Genomic DNA, 21,587 nt, shown 5'->3' on the forward strand with positions numbered 1-21,587 from the left:
AACGAAGCCCCGAAAGGGGCTTTTACATTTAGCCGGTTTTTTATCCGGCTAAACAGCCTTTTTATCTCCTAGATGTAATTGTTCGCGCAGTTCCTTCATCTCTATTTCGTAGGCTCGCATACGGGCTTGTAAAATATCAACCTCGGTACGCATCATCTGTATTTCAGTAATAAGCTTAGCCGATTCGGGTTTGTTGATCATTTTTTCGCCGGTACCAAGAATAAGCCATTCGGGCGAGTATTTAAGCTGAAAACAAAGCTTCCGGATAAGATAATAGCTAATATCCTGCTTTTTGTTAATCACCTTACTAATAAAACCCTGGTCAACGCCAATAGCTCCGGCAAGCCCTAACTGGCCGCCATGCTCTTTCACAACAACCTTTAACCGTTTTATAATAGCTTCGTCAGACATAAGTGACTGCAATAATAATCATTTTGTTTATCCGTGCAATATATAATTACTTTATTGAACAAGCCTTGAAACAAAAAAGGTCAAATGCCCCAACAGCAAATGACCTTAAAGTAAAACTAACCAACAAAAACTATATATGACAATAAAAATAAGCTTAGGTTAATAGCAAAAATTATTTATTTCCTAACTTTTCAACAAGCTCGCCAAGTTTATTATTGTAAACAGACAAGCTGATCTTTCCTGCATTATAATCAACGGTTATTTGTTTCAGGCTTGCCTCTAATTCTTTGCCGGTATTCGCATGAAAGGCATTAACGCTAAGCTCTGTATTAATCCTGCTTAATTTCTGATCCATACTACGCTGCATAAGTAATGGCTGTACATCATTTGCATTTTTTAACAGCAAATCAACCCTGCGCCTTTGTTGTTTATCAAACTGTAAAATAACAAATACTAACCCCAGGCCTGCTATCAAAAACAAATAAAAATAATCCATATCCCCCTGATATTAAACGTTCGTTATACATTTTAATACGAAGCCTATAAAATAAGGTTGCATAATATTAAAAACTTTTTTGATTATTTCTTTTAACGTTAAAATTACATCTGTTACAGATTTTAAAATACGCTTAAAAAGCCGAACTTTACATTTATAATCCCTTAACAAAAGGGACACATAAAATTGCGATCATTATGAAACCGGGCGATAAGGTAATTTGTATAAACGACAAAATAGATCCCGAAAAGATGGCTGAAATACAGCAGGATTTTGAGATATGGATCACCAAAGATAAGGAATACACCATACGCGAAATACTGGACAATAATGGCATAGTAACCGGCTTATTGTTGGAAGAAGTACACAATTTTCCGAAATTTTTCAAGCTGATAAACCGTTTTCAGGAACCGGCATTTGCCCAGTGGCGTTTTCGCAAACTAAATTATGCAAGTCCGCAGGCAGAAGCTATTGACGAAGAATTGGTACTTGTTGAGCAAAACGAAAAAGAACAACAACAGGTAAAGGTAAAATAGCCCGATGATCATAGCCCGCTTATCTTAGCTTTAAAAATGCCGACTTGTTAAAATAAGTTAAACATTTTGCCGTAACCCATTCATAAACGGATATTTATATAGCAAAACGCTATCTATAATTATCCGTTTATGAAGAAGCTACCCGCGTTATTTTCATTGATCACATCAATTGGCTTGTGGTATGCCTGCACCCAACATCGGCAAAACAAAAATACCAGTGATAAGTCCACTGTAAAAATCAATAATCGTGGCGTTAATATTGCCTATACTGATACAGGCAAAAGTGATACTACATTATTATTTATACATGGCTGGTGCATTAACAAAAGCTATTTTAACGAACAGGTAAAGTACTTCGGCAATAGATACCGGGTTATAACTATGGATTTGCCAGGTTACGGCCAATCGGGCAAAAATCGAAATTCATGGACAGTAAATGATTTTGCCGGTGATGTAACCTCAGTAATAACCACCCTTAAGCTAAAAAACGTAATACTCATTGGCCACTCCATGGCTGGTGAAATAATTGTACAAGCCAAACTCAATGCGCCACAACAGGTGATAGGCCTTGTAGGTATCGACAATTTTAAAGGATTTGATGGTAAGCCCGAAACTCCAAAATCAAAAGCTGATTACGCGGAAGCTATCGCTATGCTAAAAAAGCATTTTAAAGCGGTAGCCACTGCTTACTTTAACCAGGATCTTTTTTACAAAACAACCAGCACAGCCATCAGGAAACGCGTATTAAACGATGTAACAAATGCTGATAGCACTATTGCCATAGCAAGCATGGAAGACAATAATTTTAACACTGTATCCAAACTCAAAGCCACCAAAACAAAACTTCATCTTATTAACAGCGATTACACTCCTAATGATACAATTGGCTTTATCAAAGCAGGCATCCCCTATCAGCTATTGCAGATACATGCCACCGGGCATTTTCCCATGGTTGAAAAGCCTGCAGAATTTAACAAGCTTTTGCAGCAGGCTGTTAATCAAATTTAGTTGCTGCAAAGCTACATATAGGTGTATTAAATGACTTTGTACATTATGCAATAAATGCCAATCAGCATAATTAAATACTAACTTTAATAACTGTAGTCACTTGCAATCCCCTCCTCCACAAGCTGCGTAAGCAAATTCTTCAATATAGCTTCCCGGGTCCATTGCTGTTCAGGTAAAGAAGCATCATCCTTATACCAATGTACGGGGGAATTAATTTCAATACGGGCCTTGTAAGCAAAGTTCTTGGTTGGGTGTAATTTAGTTCCTTCGTAGCTATTCAGGTTTTCGGCCTTAATGATCCGGGCCATGTCACGTATCCTGATATCTACCTGCAGGCATTCATCAATTGAATTTTTAAAATCCTGTTTATCTTCCAGCCACAAAGTAAGTACTTCATCTGTAAGATCGTGCTCGGCAATGGTGATCCGGCTGTAATCATAATCAACCGATATAATAAGCCACCAAAGCTGGCTTTTAAGTTTTTGAGAAATTTTTATCATGATAATTATTGTATTGATTGCGTATTATTTTAATTGGTCATTATATTATAAAAGCTGCAAGCTGAATTATTGCCGGTTAAAAGCAGGCACCCATCCCGGCAAATATTTTTGAATAGCTGCAATTTCATCCCGATACTTTTCGCATGCGGCCCTGTATCCCTCAAAGCGTTGTAAAACCTCATGTTCATTTACATTATCCGAGGTATTGGGATAGTTACTATCCCCTGCCGATTGCTGAAGCGCCGAAAAAGCTATATACATAGTAGTATTATATTGAATTTATTTATTGGTATTATTTCTTGATTTTAAATTACAGAACACTGTATTCTCACAAAAGAATACTCTTGATAAAATAGTCTTTAAATTTTATTTTCCGAATAATTTAACTTACATTAGCAATTATCAACAAAACAAATATACAGAATAATCTTTATTATAATCAAGAAAAATCTTTAATTTATTTTCATCATGGAAGACGAAGTAAAACCAGGCAAAATAAAGACTGTACGCCCCGAGACCTTAGAGTTTATCATACTCTACAATCAACTTAAAGGAAAAGCCTTTAATGGTAATGCTCAATTAGCAGAAGCATTAGGCTTTAACTCCCCAAGCTCAATCACTGAGATAATAAAGAGCCGGCAAAACATAGACCCAGAAAAACTCCGTATTTTTAAAGAAAAATATAAAGAATACATAACTGGAGAAAAAAAACAGAACTTTTCTGAATCAAAAACTGTATCCAAACACAGTGAGGGCATCCCTATGTATGAAATTTCTGCAACTGCTTCGGGGGTTGAAGTATATAATGACATTAATGATTCGCAGCCGGTTGGCCATATGAATTTTCCAGGCATTGAAGATTGTGATTTCGCACTTCCTGTTTGGGGACACAGCATGTACCCGTATCTTGAAAACGGCTGCTGGGTTGCCTTAAAAATAATTCATGATAAAAAGATCCTGCCAGGTGAGGTTTATTACATTGAATGGGGCGACTATCGCATGTACAAACGTCTGCTTGCCGGAGATATTCCTGATGAGGTAATTGCTCATTCAGATAATACTACCGAAATGGTTGGTAACCGGCTCAAATACGCTCCATTTATTATAAAGGTGGCCGATATTAAAAAACTTTGCCTGGTTAAAGACATCCACAAAAAACACAATCACTAAACTACATGGCGGCTGCAATTTTGATATTTCCCTTGCAGCCGCCATTACCATTCTGCCCACTGCTACAAAACATCTGACGCCTGCAACATTCTTACAACTCTGCAGTTATTATAAATAAAGGTCATTTGTTAACATCTGCCCTATATTCGGCTCATTTGTTAAACCTTTCAAGATTCGGGTAACCAAATTCAAAGAGCCTTAAGCAAGGCTATTTTTTAATCATGCAAAGTGAGATATTAAAACTTATCATTAATGAATTCAACGTTGGCAACTGGATACAAAATTTTGCGTTTTATATATTTCTGGCTTTCTTACTCCGAACAGTAATCATACAAACAAAATCAACGTCAAAAATTAAATTGAAAAGCAGACGCGCCTTGAAGTAACTCAATTATTTACAGAAGACAAACCATCAGGCATTAAAACTTCTATAATTTAGCCGTAATTTTCTTTTTATAGATAAAATGACAATCCGACTGGCCACGCTTAGCGATATACCGCAGATATTAACCCTTATTACCGATGTAGTACCTGTCATGAAAGCAGCAGGTAACTTTCAATGGGATAACGACTACCCCAACAAACAGGTATTTACTGAAGACGTTGGGCTTAACCAACTTTGGGTAGCAGAAATCGCCGGATCCATAGCAGGCGTGGCCGCCATAACTACCGATCAGGATGCAGAATACGCTCAGGCTGGTCTTGATATCACCGAAACTGCCATAGTAACGCATCGGCTTGCTGTAAATATCGACTACCAGGGGCGCGGTGTGGCGGCAGCACTTTTAAAGCAAGCCGAATATGAAGCTATTCAACGCGCAATAAGCATATTGCGAATTGACACCAACATTGCCAATCAGGCAACACAAAAGCTGTTTCCAAAACTGGGTTACGTTTTGGCAGGGGAAATTAGCTTAGACATAAGGCCCGGCTTAAGATTTCTGTGCTATGAAAAGCGGCTCAATAACAAATAATGGCACTTTGTCCGGGCATAATGCTCCATCAGCATCCATCAAAATTTCACACATTCACACTAAGTCTACAATCATTTCTCAATAGTTATTCACAATTGGGCATTTTATCAACAATTACCTGTTAGTTTATTTTTTATTCAGCTATATTTATCGTAATTATAAACCGAAGGCCCCCCGCCCGGAATCATAAAGCTGTAACAAAAGAGAAGAAGATGGACCCTATAATGACGCTGGTAATTGTTGCTATTATTGCTGCTATAGTTTTAGTAGAGTTTAACAAACAACAAAAAGCAAAAGTGAGCGATAATACACCTATCACTTTTGACGTTCAACAAGCTTATTTACTTAAAGCTGCTGAATATAAGATAGAAGTAATAGAAGACCATCAAAAGCACAGCACAGGCTCAAGCGACACTAATATTCAACATCTTGAAGAAGAACTAACACAGCTAACCAAAGCTTTCGAAAAAGGAGACATCCAGTTAAAAGAGTTCAATTTAAAGTTAGATACTTTACTCAACAATCTTGACCCGGCCAATTTTTCGCTGGCCCAGGCTTCTTAACTTTTATTGATCAATTAAATAAAATGCTATTTCAGGAGTACTACATATCCTGATAATGGTTTGCTGCCATCTTTAAGGTCAACTACATAGTAATATGTACCTGAAGGTAGTACATAACCATTAAAAGATCCATTCCAATCTTTACTATAACCTACCGAACGAAATATTCCGGTACCATACCTGTTAAACACATTCACCGTGCAGTTTGGGTAAGCCGCAAGTCCGGTTATGCTCCAGGTATCATTAACACCATCACCATTTGGAGTAAAAGTATTGGGGATAAGCATTTGTTCAAGCACATTAACCTTAATACTGGCCGATGCCTGGCACCCTCCTGCAGATGTTACCATTAATGTATATGTGGTAGTTACTACTGGCGATGCATTTGGGGCTGAGACTGACGGGTTACTTAACCCAACCGAAGGCGACCAACTATAATAAACAATTCCATTGGATAGTGTTGGCGATAAGGTAACACTTTCACCTTTTTTAATAGTAACATCGCCGTTAAACGCAACGGTAGGCAGCGCTTTAGTTTGAATGGGCGCTGCCGGGTCCGAAATTGCACGCAAAGGACCACAATCACTTGTATTGGTCAGCGTAACAGTTATCTTGTCAGCAGCCGTTATAGTAGCTGGTGCCTGGAATGTTTTATTATTATAATGCTGATCGATACCATTGATCTCCCAACGATAAACAGAATTAGCATTCTCAGTATCATGAGTGTTTGCCACAAATATTACCTGCTGTCCCGGGCAAGCCAGATTCGGTTGCTCTATTGTTACCACCGGAGGTATTAATGGCACAAATTGGGGCGATATCGGGTCGGAAATTGCACGCAAAGGGCCACAATCACTTGTATTGGTCAGCGTAACAGTTATCTTGTCAGCAGCCGTTATAGTAGCCGGTGCCTGAAATGTTTTATTATTATAATGCTGATCGATACCATTGATCTCCCAACGATAAACAGAATTAGCATTCTCAGTATCATGAGTGTTTGCCACAAATATTACCTGCTGTCCCGGGCAAGCCAGATTCGGTTGCTCTATTGTTACCACCGGAGGTATTAATGGCACAAATTGGGGCGATATCGGGTCGGAAATTGCACGCAAAGGGCCACAATCACTTGTATTGGTCAGCGTAACAGTTATCTTGTCAGCAGCCGTTATAGTAGCCGGTGCCTGAAATGTTTTATTATTATAATGCTGATCGATACCATTGATCTCCCAACGATAAACAGAATTAGCATTCTCAGTATCACGAGTGTTTGCCACAAATATTACCTGCTGTCCCGGGCAAGCCAGATTCGGTTGCTCTATTGTTACCACCGGAGGTATTAATGGCATAAATTGGGGCGATACCGGGACTGAAGTTGCACTCAGAGGCCCGCAATCACTTGTATTGGTCAGCATAACAGTTATCTTGTCAGCAGCCGTTATAGTAGCCGGTGCTTGAAATGTTTTACTGTTATAATGCTGATCAACATTATTGATCTCCCAGCGGTAAACAGAATTAGCATTCTCAGTATCATGAGTATTTGCCACAAATGTTACCTGCCGTCCCGGGCAAGCCAGATTCGGTTGTTCTACTGTTACCGTTGGCGGTGTTAATGGCATAAATTGGGGCGATACCGGGACTGAAGTTGCACTCAGAGGCCCGCAATCACTTGTATTGGTCAGCGTAACAGTCACTTTATCGGCTGTAGTAATTGTAACCGGTGCCTGGAATGTTTTATTGTTATAATTTTGATCGATATTGTTGATCTCCCAGCGGTAAACAGAATTAGCATTCTCGGTGCCATGGGTGTTTGCCACAAATGTAACCGACTGCCCCGGGCAAGCTAAGTCTGGTTGTTCTGCTGTTACGACCGGGTTTACCAATGGTATATACATGGGTGATGCCGGGGCAGAAGTAACGGATGGCGAAGTGGTACAATCAACTGTATTGGTCATCGTTACCGTTATTATATCAGTACTGCTAACATCAGAGCTTATAAAATTTACACTATTAGGCCCAGTGGGGATTCCGTTTACATACCACTGATAATTTAAATTATTGGCCGGATTGGGTGTCAACGCCACAAGTATCACTTGCTCGCCGGGGCAACCTAAAATTTGTTGATTAATGCTTACTTCAAGTGTCATGATCTCGTTTACTACCCCGCTTACAGGCACTTGAACATCCGCTACCCCAGTTGATTTTAATAACACATTCCCGGTTATATTTCCGACGGGTGCTGTTGCTGCAGAACTAACATACACGGCAATTCCGTCACCATCGGGTGGGAACTCCAAATCAGCAAGAGGTATAGTAACAGTATTGCTATAACCGCCAACCGGCGTCAACGACACTTCAAAGCTGGGAGGAGCTATAACAACTGCATCACTGGTAAGGTTTATTCCCGCAACCATGAACGTTTGATAATTTGCAGATGCCGTCCCAACGCAGGCCGTAATAGTACCACTGGCGCTACTATTATTGATAATGGGCTTTGTCACATCATCAACTTCTATACTCAATATAAATTTACTGCTACCCGCTGCGTTATATGCGGTAACTGTATAATTAGTAGCGGGCCATAAAACTGTAGGTGTACCGGTAATAATGCCTGTTTTCGGGTTAAAAACAAGACCGGCAGGCAAAGCTTTATCAATGGTATAACCGGTTGCTATAACCTGTTTTATAGCATTTTTATCATATTCTGCCACATATAAGTTACCATCCGGCCCCATTGTTATACCGCTCGGGCTACTGAAATGAACATTAGTACCAACCCCACTTTCGGCTCCTATGGGCCCGCCGCCAGCTATAGTTTTAACCTCACCATCCGGCGAAATTCGTCGCACAGTGCCCGCGCCACCGTCAGTAACATATAAATTGCCGGATGGATCAATCGTTATACCTACAGGATATTGGAAGTTAGCAGTTGTTCCGTTTCCATCACCTGTACCGAAGGAACCACTACCCGCTATTGTTGTAACCTGCCCGTTAGGGGTAATTTTACGGATTACAAATCCCCCCTGATCTGCAACGAATATATTTCCGTTTTTATCAACTACGAGTCCGGCCGGCTTGTTAAACTTTGCAGCAGGCCCAATACCATCTAACGTACCCGCCACCGGCTGCCCGGCAAGTGTATATACATATCCGGAGGGAGAAATCTTTCGGATTGCGTTATTACCATCTGATACATACAGATTATCATCCTTGTCAATTGCAATACCATTAGGATTAATGATATTTGCTACATTACCCGGACCATCGGCAGTTCCAGCTTGGCTAATACCGGCAAAAATTGTAATTATCCCGGAAGGGGTGATTTTTAGAATGTTGTGATTACTGTAATTGGCTACAAACAAATTGCCACTTTTATCCTTAACAACACCGCGGGGGTTATTAAGCTTCGGCACATTAAAAGGAGGGCCGGGTAATGCATCAGTAGCTATTGACGAAACCTGCCCGGAAGCACTTATCATACGAATCCCGCCACCACTTTCTGCTATGTAGGTATTGCCGTCGGCATCCATGCTTATACCATATGGCAATTTAAATTGCGCGGTAGCTGCGCCACCATTTACATTGCCAAACTGCCCCGTACCTGCTATAATCTTAGTTTCACCATATATAGTGGCGGGTACAGCGCCACCTGTATTAGAAGGGCTTAAGGGCGTTATTGCAGCACCATTAATATAAACGTTGAGGGTAGTATAAGTAATATCGGGCGCCTGGCCAAAAGCCGAAAAGGCCATAAGCCAAAGCGCTATTGCTGCTGTTGCCGGTTTCAGGAAAGTATACACACTGCTGTTATTTTAAATTGTAAGCAAGTTTGTGGATCCCGGAATATGAAAGATAATAAGAGCAGATATAATTGGCCATTAAATTGCAGGTAAGGTTATAGTAATCTGTTTTATATCATCAGTCTATCAATTACTTATAGACATACTAAAATAAGTCTTTTCCGGCAACTACTGGTCAGTTAATTCATTTAATATGATTTTAATTATATAGTTTCACATTACAGATAAAACAAAAAAGCCGGCATGGCCGGCTAATATTTTGAAAAAGAAGAATAAATGTTTTAATTGGTATTAATTACGTCTGAAGCCGCCTTTTTGACCACCACCGTTAAAGCCAGGACCTTTATCTTCGGCTACGTTAACCGTGATCCTGCGGCCATAATAACTTGCTCCATTCATGCAACGTATCGCTTCTTTCGCTTCATCCTCGTTAACCATCTCCACAAAACCAAAACCCTTACTCTCTTTTGTTTCGCGATCCTTAATGATCCTGAGCGATTTAACAGGCCCAAAATCACCAAAAACAGCTGTTAATTCGGCCTCATCTACTTCTAAAGGAAGACCTGCAATAAATACTTTCATCAATGTTTTTAAAATTTGCGTAAAGGTACGAAAAAAGAGCCATATTCCCGCCTCTCCGGGCATTAATGATCATTAGGTAATGGCTTTTTTACCTTCATATTACTGAATAAAAATTTCCAAACCAAATGTTAAAAACAGAGCCGGATTTTATTTAAGCTGCAGCTCAAAACTGCCCTCAACGCGGTAAAATGGCGAGTCGGATTTATCATCCTTGGCTAAAAAGGTAAAGAAAGTACCTTTGGCAATCATGTTTTCGTGGTTATACTGGTCCATATCAATTTTACCAAAATCCTGTTGCCCGGCATACCTGGTAAGTGTGTATTGAAGTAAAGGTTTTTTTTCATCAACCTTAAATAAAAACTGGCTTCCTGCTACATCACTGCTTGTTTTTACCGAAGCCAATCCTAACGAGCTGATACCAAAACTCATGTTATGCGCTTTATTAATTGCAGTGATGCCAAAATATTTATTATCACCATTATGCACGTTTATGAACGCTATCGAATCCTGGCTGGCATCAAATGTGTAAGTTGAATCTTCGATGGTAACCTTTAAAGTTCCTTTACCTGCAAGAAAATTACCGGGAGTATTGATGATGTTTACTGATGATACGCTGTCTTTACTACTTGTTGTTTTAACCGCGTTTATATCCTTCACTTCCTCATCTTTTTGACAGGAAGTTAAGGCCACCGAAATGGATAAACTTAGTAAAACAAATAATTTAGTAAAACTGGTACGTATCATAGGCTCATTGGCGAATAAACATAGCAATAAATAATTACAAATCTCATTAAATATGGTTAAACAAATTAATTTTTTAACTTTTTTTAACCTTTGTATGATATACGTCAATATTCATGCTAAAGTTGCCCTTTTCGGCACGACAAAGCACTTTTAATAAAAATGCAAAAACAAGTATGCAACCGGCTGCTTTCAGGGATTTTCGATGCCTAAAATTATAAAAGACAAAATCAAGACTACTGACAATCCACTGCCAATCAGCTCAATACATACACATTAAAACACTTCGCCTACATTTATAAACAAGCCTCGTGACCCTTCACGCCCAAAACCGTAGTCAATGGCTATGTTGGTTTTGGATACCTTATTTAGCTTAACCCTTAAACCAGCTCCAAAACCGGGCTGTATAGATTGCAAAGCCGTGCCCGGTGCCGCCGAAAATGATTCGCCGTTTGCAAAAGCTACACCTCCAAGCAAACCATTGCGGGTGATCTTAAACCGGTATTCGCTTTCAAGATAAACCATTTGCGCTCCACGAAATCTGCCTTGTATATATCCGCGTCCGGTAGTAAAGCTGGGATCATGTCCTGTGGCTGGCAGATCAAGATATGCAGGCCGGCCATTAATTACCAACCAGTTATATGACCAAAAGGCCAATACGTTATCAGAACTTTCAGGAAATCTGAAATATTTACGTATGTCAACAATTAAAGAACGCCAGGCCGTTGTGCTGCCTAAAAAAGTATAATTATCCCGGTACTGTAACGAGGTGTAAAACCCGCGCGATGCATTGATCGGGTTATCGCGACTATCATACAATCCGCTGAATGTTATCCCGGTTGATATAGCACGGCTAACAGGGCCGTACCTTTCATAATCAGAGGTTTTTCCGTTTAATTGCCCTTTCTCATACATATTCCACCGGTCATCAAAGATATAACCTAAACCGGCATAAAAATTCCCGGTTATATTGCGCAAAACGGTTTCATGAAAACGAAAAAAACTATAAACCAACGGATTTTCATTATCCCTGTCAGAATTACTGCCTAAGCCAAAACTACTTTGCGGATATTTGTAAAACCTAAAATCACCTATAAAGTCATACTTATTATTTTTTGACCAGATGTTTGATTGTATGGGGATGATCACCTGCTTATTCTGAGTATAAGCGGGATTTACGGTTATAGTAGAGATCCGGGTATTAGGAGCTAACCTGAAAATCACATTGCCGGATATAGTACCAGCCAAACCTGTTTGCAAAGTATATCCTATAGCCGGGATAATTGATATTACCGGTTTTGAGGTTACGGAATCAACCTTGCCGGGTTTATTGCTTTCATGAAAAATGGATCCGATAACATCAAAAATATCTTTTTCGAAGGTAGTGTCGGGATGGGTAACCAGTACTGTATCTTTATATTTAGTATGCCCTATAGGGATGTATTTTTGATCCTGGGCATGCACACTTATACCTATGAGCAAGCCTGCAAATATTAAAATGCCTGTTTTATTAATACCCATTATAATTATTCGATGCAGGATGTGTAAAGGTTATATCCGTGCAATTATAAAATAATTATTTAAGTTATTTGTTTGTGCAAAGTCTTATTGCGCCTTCAGCCGCGGATCAAAAGTAAACTTGCTTACGCTGCCAATGGTTATTTTATTATAATCGGGATGGGCCGGATTGAGCAGGTAATTATATTCAAGATCAATAATTGCCGATGGAACTTTTAAAACAGCTGTTTCCATTTTGCGGAGCCAGGTATCGCCAAGCAATTGCGTAACCGGATAGTTAATTACTTTATGCCAGTCGGCATTAAGTCTCTGGAGTTTGTTTACAGTGATTTCAAAAATGGGCAGATTATCAGGTATTTGAAATATAATAACCGAAAAATCACCTGCATATAAAGCAGTTCCGGGTGAATGCGCCAGTTTCTCAAGACATGAAAGCGCTAACGAACCACCCGTATAGATCATATATTGTCCCAATGAGTTCCATCGCCCGTCTATGCCCGAGCCCTTACGGTCGCGTGCATATTTGGTTTGGCTTATCCTGTAAACGTTCAAAAGGTGGTGTAGATAGATTAATAAATTATTTGGTAAACATAGATTTACGTTAAAAGGTAATCTATAATTCAATAATTGATATTATGCAAGCACACCGTAATCAATACGTATAAGCTGACTTATTACAATACTGATGCCTGTTATTGTATCAAGTAAATCATAAGGAATGGCATCAATGCCCGGGTTATAATGCTTTAACCAGCCTTTAAATTCATCAAGAGAGCCAAAGGTATCAAGGCCTTTATCAAAAAGTTCAAAAAGTTGGATAATATGCTCGCTAAGCCCCTGGTTTAACTCATGTGCACTTTGCAAATGTTTACGCAAAGTAGGCTCGGTGATATGTAACCATTTGGCAATATCACCCTGAGTAGCACCGGTTACTTTTAATAAATCAGTGATGGCATTTGAGTGTAACCCTTGTTTTATAGCACCAAGCTTAGCTAAGGGCGATTTAAAATAAGTTTCATAAGGTACCAGCAGATCATTAAAGGCCTGCATAGGCGCATCTGTAAATACATATGGGTGCGATGCAGCCTGCCCCTGCCTGGCTTCAATACCTGTATTACGATTTTTGATTGCTTTGCTCATACACAAATGTAAATATTTTCTATTAAAAAAGAAAATATTTACATTCACTTACATGCTAATTATTCTATTAATTATACTCAGTAAAAAATTACCAATAAAATTAGCAATTACAGAAAACATTTCCGATATTTGGTTATTCTTTTATGCCATTCGGCATTATAAACATAATGAAACTCAACATATCTTCCTGCAATAACGCCGCCCAGGTTAAGCAGCTTATTGATCATTATTTCGACAATATAAAAGGTGAATATCACCTTGAACACAAACCCGCAAAAAACAATAAAGACAATGTAGAAACTATTGAACACAAAGTTTGGGATAGGGACCCCGAACCTGCAACCTTATCAGCTTTAGCCCTTGCCCTTGGCTTTAGCAGCCGCCAGGAGTTTCATGATTATGTACATCATGGCCGTTTTTCGAAAGCTGTTAAACAGGGAATTTTACGCGTAGAGGCATGTTATGAAGCTCATTTACATCAAAATACAACGGGCGCAATGTTCGCATTAAAAAGTATGGGATGGACTGAAAAACCTGACTCACCATCTGCTAATACCAACGCAGATAATAATTTAAAAGTACATATAGTTGACTCCGGTCCTGCTCCGGCCGGCAGTGAAAAAGATGTAAAGCTATAATACCAACATCTCTGGTTGATAAATTATCAACCAGATTAACAATTAAAACCATGACCGATGAAGAAATAAATGCCGAAATTGAATTTAAAGAACCGGAAGATTTCCACTGCTCCGTGCTGTTCAAACAAAATTACCTCTCAACGGCACATGTGGTAGTTAACCAGGGAGGTACCAGTAGCGGTAAAACGTTCGCCATTGAACAGGCGCTGTTTTGCCTTGCCTGCGAAAAGCCCAAACAGGTAATCACCATTGTTGGACAGGACATCCCTAACCTTAAAGCAGGTGCCCTGCGCGATGCGATTAACATATATAGTTCTTCGGCAATATTACAGGCCAAAATAAAAAGCTATAATAAAAGCGACCGTATTTTTGAGTTTGTTAATGGCAGTTTGATCGAGTTTAAGAGTTATGATAACAGCCAGGATGCAAAATCGGGCAAGCGCGATTATCTGTTCATCAATGAAGCAAATGGCCTCACGTGGGATGTATATACAGAACTGGCATTACGTACTAAAAAGCGCATTTTTATTGATTACAACCCCAATACAGGCTTTTGGGTACATGAGCATTTAATTGGCAAACCAGGAGTACAACTCATTGTATCCGATCACAGGCATAATCCATTTTTAGGGGCGGAAGTCCATGATAAAATCGAAGCGCTAAAAAGCGTCGATTTTGAACTTTGGAAGGTATACGCCCGCGGCTTAACAGGAAAAATAAACGGACTTATATTTGACAACTGGTACATCTGTGAGGCAATCCCTGCCGATGCCCGCTTGATAGCCCTTGGCCTGGATTTTGGTTTTACCAATGATGAAACAGGATGCGTTGAGGTATATCAGCAAAATGGTGAACTGTGGGCAAATGAGCTACTTTATGCAACAGGATTAACCAACACCGATATATCTGCAAAATTGAAAGATGCGGGAGTAGGTATTAATAATGAGATTATTGCCGATAGCGCAGAGCCCAAATCAATAGAAGAGTTAAAACGGCTTGGATGGCGTGTTACCCCGGCAAAAAAAGGGCCCGACAGTGTTAAAAATTCTATTGATATCCTTAAACGATACAAAATAAATGTAACCCGCAACAGTGTAAACCTCCGTAACGAGCTTAACCGTTACAAATGGCGCATAGATGCAACAGGCAAAGCAATTAACGAGCCGGTTGATTCATGGAACCACCTGATAGATCCGCTAAGATATATCGCCCTTAATAAATTAAAAATAAGCAGCGCAGGCAAACTTCAGTCCCGTCTGCCGCACTTGCCAGGCAGTCGGCAAACCAACGCATTACACGGACTGATTTGACATACGTTATTAAAACAATACAGGCTTTATAATTATGACAGAACGAATATTAAAAACCACCGATGGCAAGCTGCGCATTCAGATGCCAACCCAATTAAATGAGATTACCCTTGGCCAAATGATGGATTTACAAGCCCGACCCGATATAACGGATATTGAAGCCATCAGTATACTTTCCGGCATCCCGGTAAACGAGCTTCAAAACATCAAAAACTATGATGACCTGCATCAGTTTGGAGAGGCAGTACTTTCACTATCGTACCAAATCAAATACCTGTATAACAGTAATGAGATCCCCAAAGAAATAATTTTTACAATGTTGGGCGCCAACGAAATATCGCCCCAAAAAACAAAAGTAAAAGTAAAAGTAATGCAAAACCTATCGATTGAACCCGCAGGCGCTTTTATGGCTGCACGCGACATCATAACCGAAGAAATAAACACCCACATAAAAACCCATGGAGAAAACGATTGGCAGGAGCATTTTAACCCTTCGTTAAACGCCTGCTGCCAGGTACTGGCACAATATTTTTATTGCCGGGCAACAGGTAAAAAATATAGCGAATACGAGGTTGAAAGCTTTATTGATGAAGTTAAAAAACTACGGGTAACGGAGGCGCTGCCCATCTCGAAACATTTTTTTACCTGTTATCCCAACTTATCGATACCGAAAACAAACTTTTGGCATCGGCTCCTACCGCGCTTGAAAAAAGGGCGGGCATCCAATCGTTCGAAAAATTTAAGTATATCAACACTATAAACTCCTTGGCAGGCGGTGATATTACCAAGTGGCACCAGATCATGAGTATACCATATGAGCGTATCCTCACCAAGCTACTCCTCAATAAAACTGAAGCCGAATATCAAAAGCGATATAGCGAGCTATCTCAATCCTCAACTTAAACGCCTACTCCCTGCAAGGCACTGAACACTTAACCAGCCCCAATCAGGGATCGGGGTTTTAATTTTTATGCGTAACCAAATAGAAGCTATAGTACAAACACTTAATGATAACCCAACATTTGCCTATGGCACCCAGACTGAACTAAACACCCTGGCAGACGGCATCACCTTTCCCTGCGTGTTCCTTTATCCGCTTCAATCTATCGAAGTAAGTGCGCAGGTTAATGGCTCAGTAGATAATACGTTTGCTATTTACATGGAATTTCTGTTCAAAACAGACTTTGGGCAGTTCACGTCCGAAAATGAAATATATGTATCTCAGGCATTGCAAATGGCTAATCAATTTGTGGTGAAAGCCTCACAATACCGTGAAGGCGAAGGCAGGTACTTTAGAGTAAAAGCCGGGCAAAAAGCTAAATGTGTGCCGGTTTATAACAAGTTTGATGTTAACACCACAGGCGTAGGCTTAACCATAACGTTGTCAACTATGTATTTTGATATTTTTTAACCTGGTTAAATCCAATTGACAAACAATGAAAATAACAGCTATAATTAATGAAATCATCAGCTCAACAACCTATCCCGATCAAAATGGAGGACAGATTGACCAGGGCGATATATTCATCAGCATTATTGATGCAGATACCAAACAACCTACTAATGGAAATAACTGCGAGGTTACTTATCAGCGCAACCAAAACGGTATAACAAGTAATTACACCGTTACTGTAGCCGGGCAGTCATTCCCTCTCTATTCGGGTGTAATCAGAGATTACGAGTACAGCCCCCAGGGAGATATGATCCGGAGCGATTATGTGTCGTTCACCCTAATTTCTGTAAAAGCCGGAAATAGTCCCTCCACTAATCCCTCTGTATGTGACCTAAAGATAAACTATATAGATATTAACAAGATTGAATCGGCTCCAGGGGCCTCCGATGCCCAAATTACAGTTAATGCAACCTCAAGTTTTGCATCTATATTATACAGTATAGATCTGGGCATAACCTGGCAAACCTCTCCTGTTTTTTCAAACCTGAGCGGCGGATTAAAACACATATTGGTAAAAGACAGTAATCCGTTAGGGTGCACCGACTCAGCAGACATCAGCATTTTAACATCTACAAACCTGTTAACCGGCGATCCTTCAGTTACGCTGCCCGATGGGTATGTTTCACGATGGAATGCGGCATTTAACCCCGTTGTGTTTACCTATCAACGAAAAGATTTCACTATTAAAAGTATAACAGCTGATAGCGGGCAAGGACACACTATCATCAGCGTCAATGCCAACTTCATTGATCCCAATACAGGTTTACCAAAAGTGAAGGCAGGAGATAAAATCTATATAAATACCGCTGCTTATAAAGGAGTTTATACCATTGAAAAAGTTAGCGGTATTAATACTATTGTGATCAACACGCTTTTTGCAAGTAGCGATACAACTGGTTTTATCAATATAAACAGTATGTACCCCTATTATGAACTGCATACACGTATTACTTATACCGATCCGTTTACCAATACCCTATCCACTATCAAATCAGTAAACCGGCCGGATAATACAGGGCTGATAAAAGCCGATCTGTCAAACTTTTTGCAAAGTTTATTACGCCCTGCAGATAATAACAACTACAACCAGGTTGATTATGCGGATACCAATCTATGTACCAGCTTTATGGTTGAGTATGCCTGGCATTATGACGATGGATCAACCGAGGGATTTACAAGTAACTTCAATCAAATCCAACATCCATACTACGTAGTTTATGCAGCCAAACAGCTTGGAGATAAATATGGTGGTAATCTTGCTGCTTATGTACCAAATGTTAACTCACCTGCACAGTGGATAACAGATTTCAAAGAACCTGCATACTCCGCAGGATATCCTTTTGATATAGGGTATCTCTTTACTGATGAAATGACAAACCTTCAGCCTTATTGCCAGCTCACCTTACTTGATATTAACCGGAATTCATTACCTGGTAGTTATGAACCCGACCACCTGCAAAATGAAGATGATTCATGGATCCTGAATGAAGATGGCAGTAAATTTAGTATTGGGAACCAAACATCTTTTGTGATGCCATTAGCAGGCCCTGCCGGCCTTCACCGGTTGATGGTTAGTGCCAATTTCCCACCTGAAGCTTATTACTTTAATATGCAGATCAGGTATGACGATGAAAATGGTTCGCATTCATTAACTAAAGTACAAACCGTTAGAATAGATGATGCTGTTGACGACAACTCAGTATATTTAAGATGGATCGGGTTAAGTGGTGCGTGGAACTATTACCGTTTTGTATTTAACCAGGAAATAAGTCTCGATGTTCAAAATGCCGTTATCATCAAAAACTACGTACAAAACTGGCAAACCCAGGAAGGAATTGAGGAAGTGATCAGTAAAAGCGCAGGGCAAAAAATGAAAGTAATAGCCGAAGATCTTTCTGTAAATGACATCCGTGGACTGCAGTCCATAAAATATTCGCCAAAGGTTCAAATGCTGATAAATAAAAATCCTGTTAAATGGCAAACTGTGGTAATAAATACAGCAACATATAGCGAATATGAAACCCGAAATGGTCGGGCTCCTTTTAGCGTTACATTCAATATACCGTCAATAAACATTCAAACCCAATAAAGGCTACGGCTGTTTTTTAAAAAGTATGTTATCAATTCCCCGGTAATGATCGCCATTATACACAACTGCACTTTCATAAGTAACTTCAAGCGTATTCTCAGTAAGCTGAATTATGGTATAAGTACCTTCATAAAGAGCAGGCGTATTTTGGGTTATCATCAAAGTTTTTCCGTTTAATGTATAGTTGTATTTAATTAGCTCAGTTTCACCCGCAGGTGTGAGGTTGGAGGTATAGCCTGAGCCATCAGCATTAAATAACTCGAAATCTGTAGATGTATAATTTGATTTGGAAGTATCCCGCACCAGTATATCATTCTTATAACTACGGGTATGATATTTTTTAAGATACCACTTACCCACTATTGTAATTTCAGGATTAGCGGCATTGTTATCTTTTTTACATGATGCCACGCAGCATGCCAACACAGCAACTACAAAAAAATATCTCATATGCATAGTGTGCTGTTTTAGGTTTACAACCCGGGAGACGAAAGCAACAGTTAAACTTAATAATTTATTGATAATAAACCAATTGTTTTAGTATCTCCACTTTTTACCGTACTCAAAATCATCATTTATTAATTTCATGAATCAGATACAACTTTATATTAATGACCAATTGGTCGACCTGGCCGATGACAGTCCTATAGCCCTCACCTTCCAGATTAACAACCTGGCCGAGGTAAAAAACCAGCAGGGAAACACCAGCAACCAGTTTAAGATACCATTGACACAGCGTAACCGGCAAATTCTGGGTTTCCCGGATGATATAGCTTTTACCACAACCCTCCCTTATGATAATTACCAGGCAAAAATTATCCAGGATGGCCTTGAGATTATTCCTTATGGGCTGGCTGTACTTAACAGCATTGAGCAGAATATAGCCAACATTACTATACTAAGCGGCAACGTAGATTTTTTTGATGCATTGGAAGGAAAGATTTATGATATGGGCGATAGCAGCAACTCGACATCCAATTTGGGTAAAAGGCTGCCATGGCAGGTTTATGACCACCCCTGGAATTTGGATACCATTGTTGCGTCACAAAAAAAGACAGACGGCTGGATATGGCCCGTTGTTGATTATGGATCAATAAACGAGGTTGATTTTGATAAACCTTTGGATGCGTACACCATGCGCCCCGGCTTTTTCATTAAAACAGCTATCGAACTAATGATAAGCAACATAGGATATAAGGCGACCGGATCTTTGCTTAAAAACGAGTTGTACCCTAAGCTCATTTGCCAGTTTGCAAATGATGAATTTGAGCACGGTTCAGATTTTCAGAATTCTATTGATGGCTTAAGTAAATCAGAATCATTATTATACGTAACAAAAAATGAGCTTGTAATTGACGGTGGTCGATTAGGCATGAATGCTAAGCATGTTACAGACAAAACGTTACCAATTGGCTTCCAGGAATATCATGCAACAAATCGTGTCAATGGCACTGCAAGCTTAATTCTTGATTTGGATATGCATGGCATCGCGAATACCGGCGATAACGGATATTTCGAACTCATCATAAACTACCGAGAAGCGAATGGTCATGAAAGTGAAGTGGCAAAGCAAACTATCAACTTTACTGATAAGGCTTATCCCCCTAATACCCGTGAGCGTACAGAACCGGTTAAGAATTTAAAACTCACATACGATTTTGAACTTAATAAAGGCGATTCTGTATTCATCACTTATCACCTGCATCGTTATAATACCACCGTTTTCATCCACAAAGGTGCTGTATTTAGGTTCGATGTTGACCAAAAGCCGGTTTTATATGGGCAACAGATACAGTGTGAACGCATTTTTCCGGATATAAGCCAGAAAGATCTGCTGAAAGATACATTACAGCGTTTCGGCATTGTATGCCAAACCGATAATAGTACCCGAACTGTGTCCTTTAATTCATTTGCAGATATTGTTGCCAACATTCCAATCGCAAAAAACTGGACAAGCCAGTGTATCGATCAGGGTAAAACCATAAATTTTCAGCTCGGCGGCTATGCCCAGGTTAATTACATGCAATACAAAGATGATGATAATGTGCTGCCTAAAAAGTTCGCCGACTCGGAAATTAAAGTTAATGACAAAACCTTGCCAGCCAGCGCAGATCTGTTTGAAAGCCAGTTTGCTCCCACTCTTAACCGGGCATTTATAGGCGGCACCATAGCACAAATCAAAAAACTCGATCCTGACAACAACACTAACGGCTTCAGTATCAGCACATCACCTAGAATACTGGTCGATCAGAAACTAAACCTGCTTAATCTTAAAGATGCCCCCACGGTAAAATTTACGGATGGCGAGAAAACTGTAACAGTAAATGACTTTGTATCGGTGCCCTATTTTTACAAGCCCGATGGCGAGTTTAACCTTTGTTTTTCCGACAAACCCGGGACTAATGGCAATATATTACCAGGCTTAAAAACAAACTATTACCCCCAGCTTGAAAAAATACTTACCCAAACAAAAAAAGTAGTACGTTATTTTTTGCTTACGCCGCGCGATATCCTTGAACTTGATTTACTCATTCCCGTTTATCTTGAGCAGGATAGTTGCTATTATTACATCAACAAGATTGATAGTTGGCGTAAAGGGCAACCCACAAAAGTAGAATTAGTAAAAATGGGATGATAAATATTCATTTTAAAATATCATTT

At 39.6% G+C, this 21,587-nt stretch carries 22 protein-coding genes; 11 read left to right on the forward strand and 11 right to left on the reverse strand.

The genetic code is table 11. The annotated features are described in order from the left end of the window. Window positions 1-48: 48 nt before the first annotated feature. Both ACEN9X_RS02455 and ACEN9X_RS02460 read right to left on the reverse strand, forming a co-directional pair. Window positions 49-411, reverse strand: coding sequence for a hypothetical protein (locus tag ACEN9X_RS02455; protein ID WP_413668896.1), 363 nt, complete (start codon window positions 409-411; stop codon window positions 49-51). Window positions 412-583: 172 nt separating this feature from the next. Then, window positions 584-907 carry a hypothetical protein gene (locus tag ACEN9X_RS02460; protein ID WP_413668897.1) on the reverse strand — a complete coding sequence of 108 codons (324 nt, stop codon included), beginning with the start codon at window positions 905-907 and terminating at the stop codon, window positions 584-586. 197 nt (window positions 908-1,104) lie between these two features. Here ACEN9X_RS02460 and ACEN9X_RS02465 point away from each other — a divergent pair, with 197 nt between their 5' ends. After that, window positions 1,105-1,443, forward strand: a complete 339-nt coding sequence (locus ACEN9X_RS02465) for a hypothetical protein (RefSeq protein WP_091210837.1) — start codon at window positions 1,105-1,107, stop codon at window positions 1,441-1,443. Window positions 1,444-1,572: 129 nt separating this feature from the next. Beyond that, on the forward strand, window positions 1,573-2,451 hold the full coding sequence (locus ACEN9X_RS02470) for an alpha/beta fold hydrolase (RefSeq protein WP_413668898.1): 879 nt from the start codon (window positions 1,573-1,575) through the stop codon (window positions 2,449-2,451). Between the two features lie 83 nt (window positions 2,452-2,534). Here ACEN9X_RS02470 and ACEN9X_RS02475 read toward each other — a convergent pair whose 3' ends face one another. Together ACEN9X_RS02475 and ACEN9X_RS02480 are read right to left on the reverse strand one after the other, a co-directional pair. Continuing rightward, window positions 2,535-2,951, reverse strand: coding sequence for a hypothetical protein (locus tag ACEN9X_RS02475; RefSeq protein ID WP_413668899.1), 417 nt, complete (start codon window positions 2,949-2,951; stop codon window positions 2,535-2,537). A 66-nt stretch (window positions 2,952-3,017) separates the two neighbouring features. Then, entirely contained in the window at window positions 3,018-3,212 is a 195-nt protein-coding gene (locus ACEN9X_RS02480) for a hypothetical protein (RefSeq protein WP_413668900.1), read from the reverse strand. Between the two features lie 207 nt (window positions 3,213-3,419). Here ACEN9X_RS02480 and ACEN9X_RS02485 point away from each other — a divergent pair, with 207 nt between their 5' ends. From ACEN9X_RS02485 to ACEN9X_RS02495, 3 genes are all read left to right on the forward strand, one after another. After that, a complete protein-coding gene (locus tag ACEN9X_RS02485) occupies window positions 3,420-4,121 on the forward strand; it encodes a helix-turn-helix transcriptional regulator (RefSeq protein ID WP_413668901.1) in 702 nt (233 codons plus the stop codon). A gap of 464 nt (window positions 4,122-4,585) precedes the next feature. After that, window positions 4,586-5,095 carry a GNAT family N-acetyltransferase gene (locus tag ACEN9X_RS02490; RefSeq protein WP_413668902.1) on the forward strand — a complete coding sequence of 170 codons (510 nt, stop codon included), beginning with the start codon at window positions 4,586-4,588 and terminating at the stop codon, window positions 5,093-5,095. 212 nt (window positions 5,096-5,307) lie between these two features. Then, complete coding sequence (locus ACEN9X_RS02495) at window positions 5,308-5,658, forward strand: hypothetical protein (protein WP_413668903.1); 351 nt, start codon at window positions 5,308-5,310, stop codon at window positions 5,656-5,658. Window positions 5,659-5,684: 26 nt separating this feature from the next. Here the strand turns inward: ACEN9X_RS02495 and ACEN9X_RS02500 are convergent, their stop codons facing one another. The 6 genes from ACEN9X_RS02500 to ACEN9X_RS02525 all read right to left on the reverse strand — a co-directional run bounded on the left by ACEN9X_RS02500 (window position 5,685) and on the right by ACEN9X_RS02525 (window position 13,436). Continuing rightward, window positions 5,685-9,455 (reverse strand): gliding motility-associated C-terminal domain-containing protein, encoded by a 3,771-nt coding sequence (locus ACEN9X_RS02500; protein WP_413668904.1) that lies wholly within the window; start codon window positions 9,453-9,455, stop codon window positions 5,685-5,687. 291 nt (window positions 9,456-9,746) lie between these two features. Continuing rightward, window positions 9,747-10,037 (reverse strand): RNA recognition motif domain-containing protein, encoded by a 291-nt coding sequence (locus ACEN9X_RS02505; RefSeq protein WP_090523751.1) that lies wholly within the window; start codon window positions 10,035-10,037, stop codon window positions 9,747-9,749. Between the two features lie 147 nt (window positions 10,038-10,184). Next, window positions 10,185-10,781, reverse strand: a complete 597-nt coding sequence (locus tag ACEN9X_RS02510; RefSeq protein ID WP_413668905.1) for a hypothetical protein — start codon at window positions 10,779-10,781, stop codon at window positions 10,185-10,187. Window positions 10,782-11,054: 273 nt separating this feature from the next. Then, window positions 11,055-12,299 (reverse strand): hypothetical protein, encoded by a 1,245-nt coding sequence (locus ACEN9X_RS02515; protein ID WP_413668906.1) that lies wholly within the window; start codon window positions 12,297-12,299, stop codon window positions 11,055-11,057. A gap of 84 nt (window positions 12,300-12,383) precedes the next feature. Then, complete coding sequence (locus ACEN9X_RS02520; RefSeq protein WP_413668907.1) at window positions 12,384-12,848, reverse strand: RES family NAD+ phosphorylase; 465 nt, start codon at window positions 12,846-12,848, stop codon at window positions 12,384-12,386. 81 nt (window positions 12,849-12,929) lie between these two features. Continuing rightward, on the reverse strand, window positions 12,930-13,436 hold the full coding sequence (locus tag ACEN9X_RS02525; protein WP_413668908.1) for an antitoxin Xre/MbcA/ParS toxin-binding domain-containing protein: 507 nt from the start codon (window positions 13,434-13,436) through the stop codon (window positions 12,930-12,932). Window positions 13,437-13,603: 167 nt separating this feature from the next. Here ACEN9X_RS02525 and ACEN9X_RS02530 point away from each other — a divergent pair, with 167 nt between their 5' ends. The 5 genes from ACEN9X_RS02530 (at window position 13,604) to ACEN9X_RS02550 (ending at window position 18,926) form a co-directional block, all read left to right on the forward strand. After that, window positions 13,604-14,074: a hypothetical protein gene (locus tag ACEN9X_RS02530; protein ID WP_413668909.1), complete on the forward strand. Its 471-nt coding sequence runs from the start codon at window positions 13,604-13,606 to the stop codon at window positions 14,072-14,074. Window positions 14,075-14,124: 50 nt separating this feature from the next. Beyond that, window positions 14,125-15,384: a PBSX family phage terminase large subunit gene (locus ACEN9X_RS02535; protein ID WP_413668910.1), complete on the forward strand. Its 1,260-nt coding sequence runs from the start codon at window positions 14,125-14,127 to the stop codon at window positions 15,382-15,384. 34 nt (window positions 15,385-15,418) lie between these two features. Next, window positions 15,419-16,144 carry a hypothetical protein gene (locus ACEN9X_RS02540; RefSeq protein WP_413668911.1) on the forward strand — a complete coding sequence of 242 codons (726 nt, stop codon included), beginning with the start codon at window positions 15,419-15,421 and terminating at the stop codon, window positions 16,142-16,144. A gap of 210 nt (window positions 16,145-16,354) precedes the next feature. Then, window positions 16,355-16,795, forward strand: coding sequence for a hypothetical protein (locus tag ACEN9X_RS02545; RefSeq protein ID WP_413668912.1), 441 nt, complete (start codon window positions 16,355-16,357; stop codon window positions 16,793-16,795). Between the two features lie 25 nt (window positions 16,796-16,820). After that, window positions 16,821-18,926 carry a hypothetical protein gene (locus tag ACEN9X_RS02550; protein ID WP_413668913.1) on the forward strand — a complete coding sequence of 702 codons (2,106 nt, stop codon included), beginning with the start codon at window positions 16,821-16,823 and terminating at the stop codon, window positions 18,924-18,926. A gap of 3 nt (window positions 18,927-18,929) precedes the next feature. Here the strand turns inward: ACEN9X_RS02550 and ACEN9X_RS02555 are convergent, their stop codons facing one another. Then, window positions 18,930-19,376: a lipocalin family protein gene (locus tag ACEN9X_RS02555; RefSeq protein WP_413668914.1), complete on the reverse strand. Its 447-nt coding sequence runs from the start codon at window positions 19,374-19,376 to the stop codon at window positions 18,930-18,932. Between the two features lie 136 nt (window positions 19,377-19,512). On the opposite strand from ACEN9X_RS02555, the gene ACEN9X_RS02560 reads away from it, so the two are divergent. After that, window positions 19,513-21,561: a hypothetical protein gene (locus ACEN9X_RS02560; RefSeq protein ID WP_413668915.1), complete on the forward strand. Its 2,049-nt coding sequence runs from the start codon at window positions 19,513-19,515 to the stop codon at window positions 21,559-21,561. Window positions 21,562-21,587: the final 26 nt, after the last annotated feature.

Origin of the sequence: Mucilaginibacter sp. Mucisp86 (genome assembly GCF_047324315.1) — a bacterium.
GTDB lineage: Bacteria > Bacteroidota > Bacteroidia > Sphingobacteriales > Sphingobacteriaceae > Mucilaginibacter.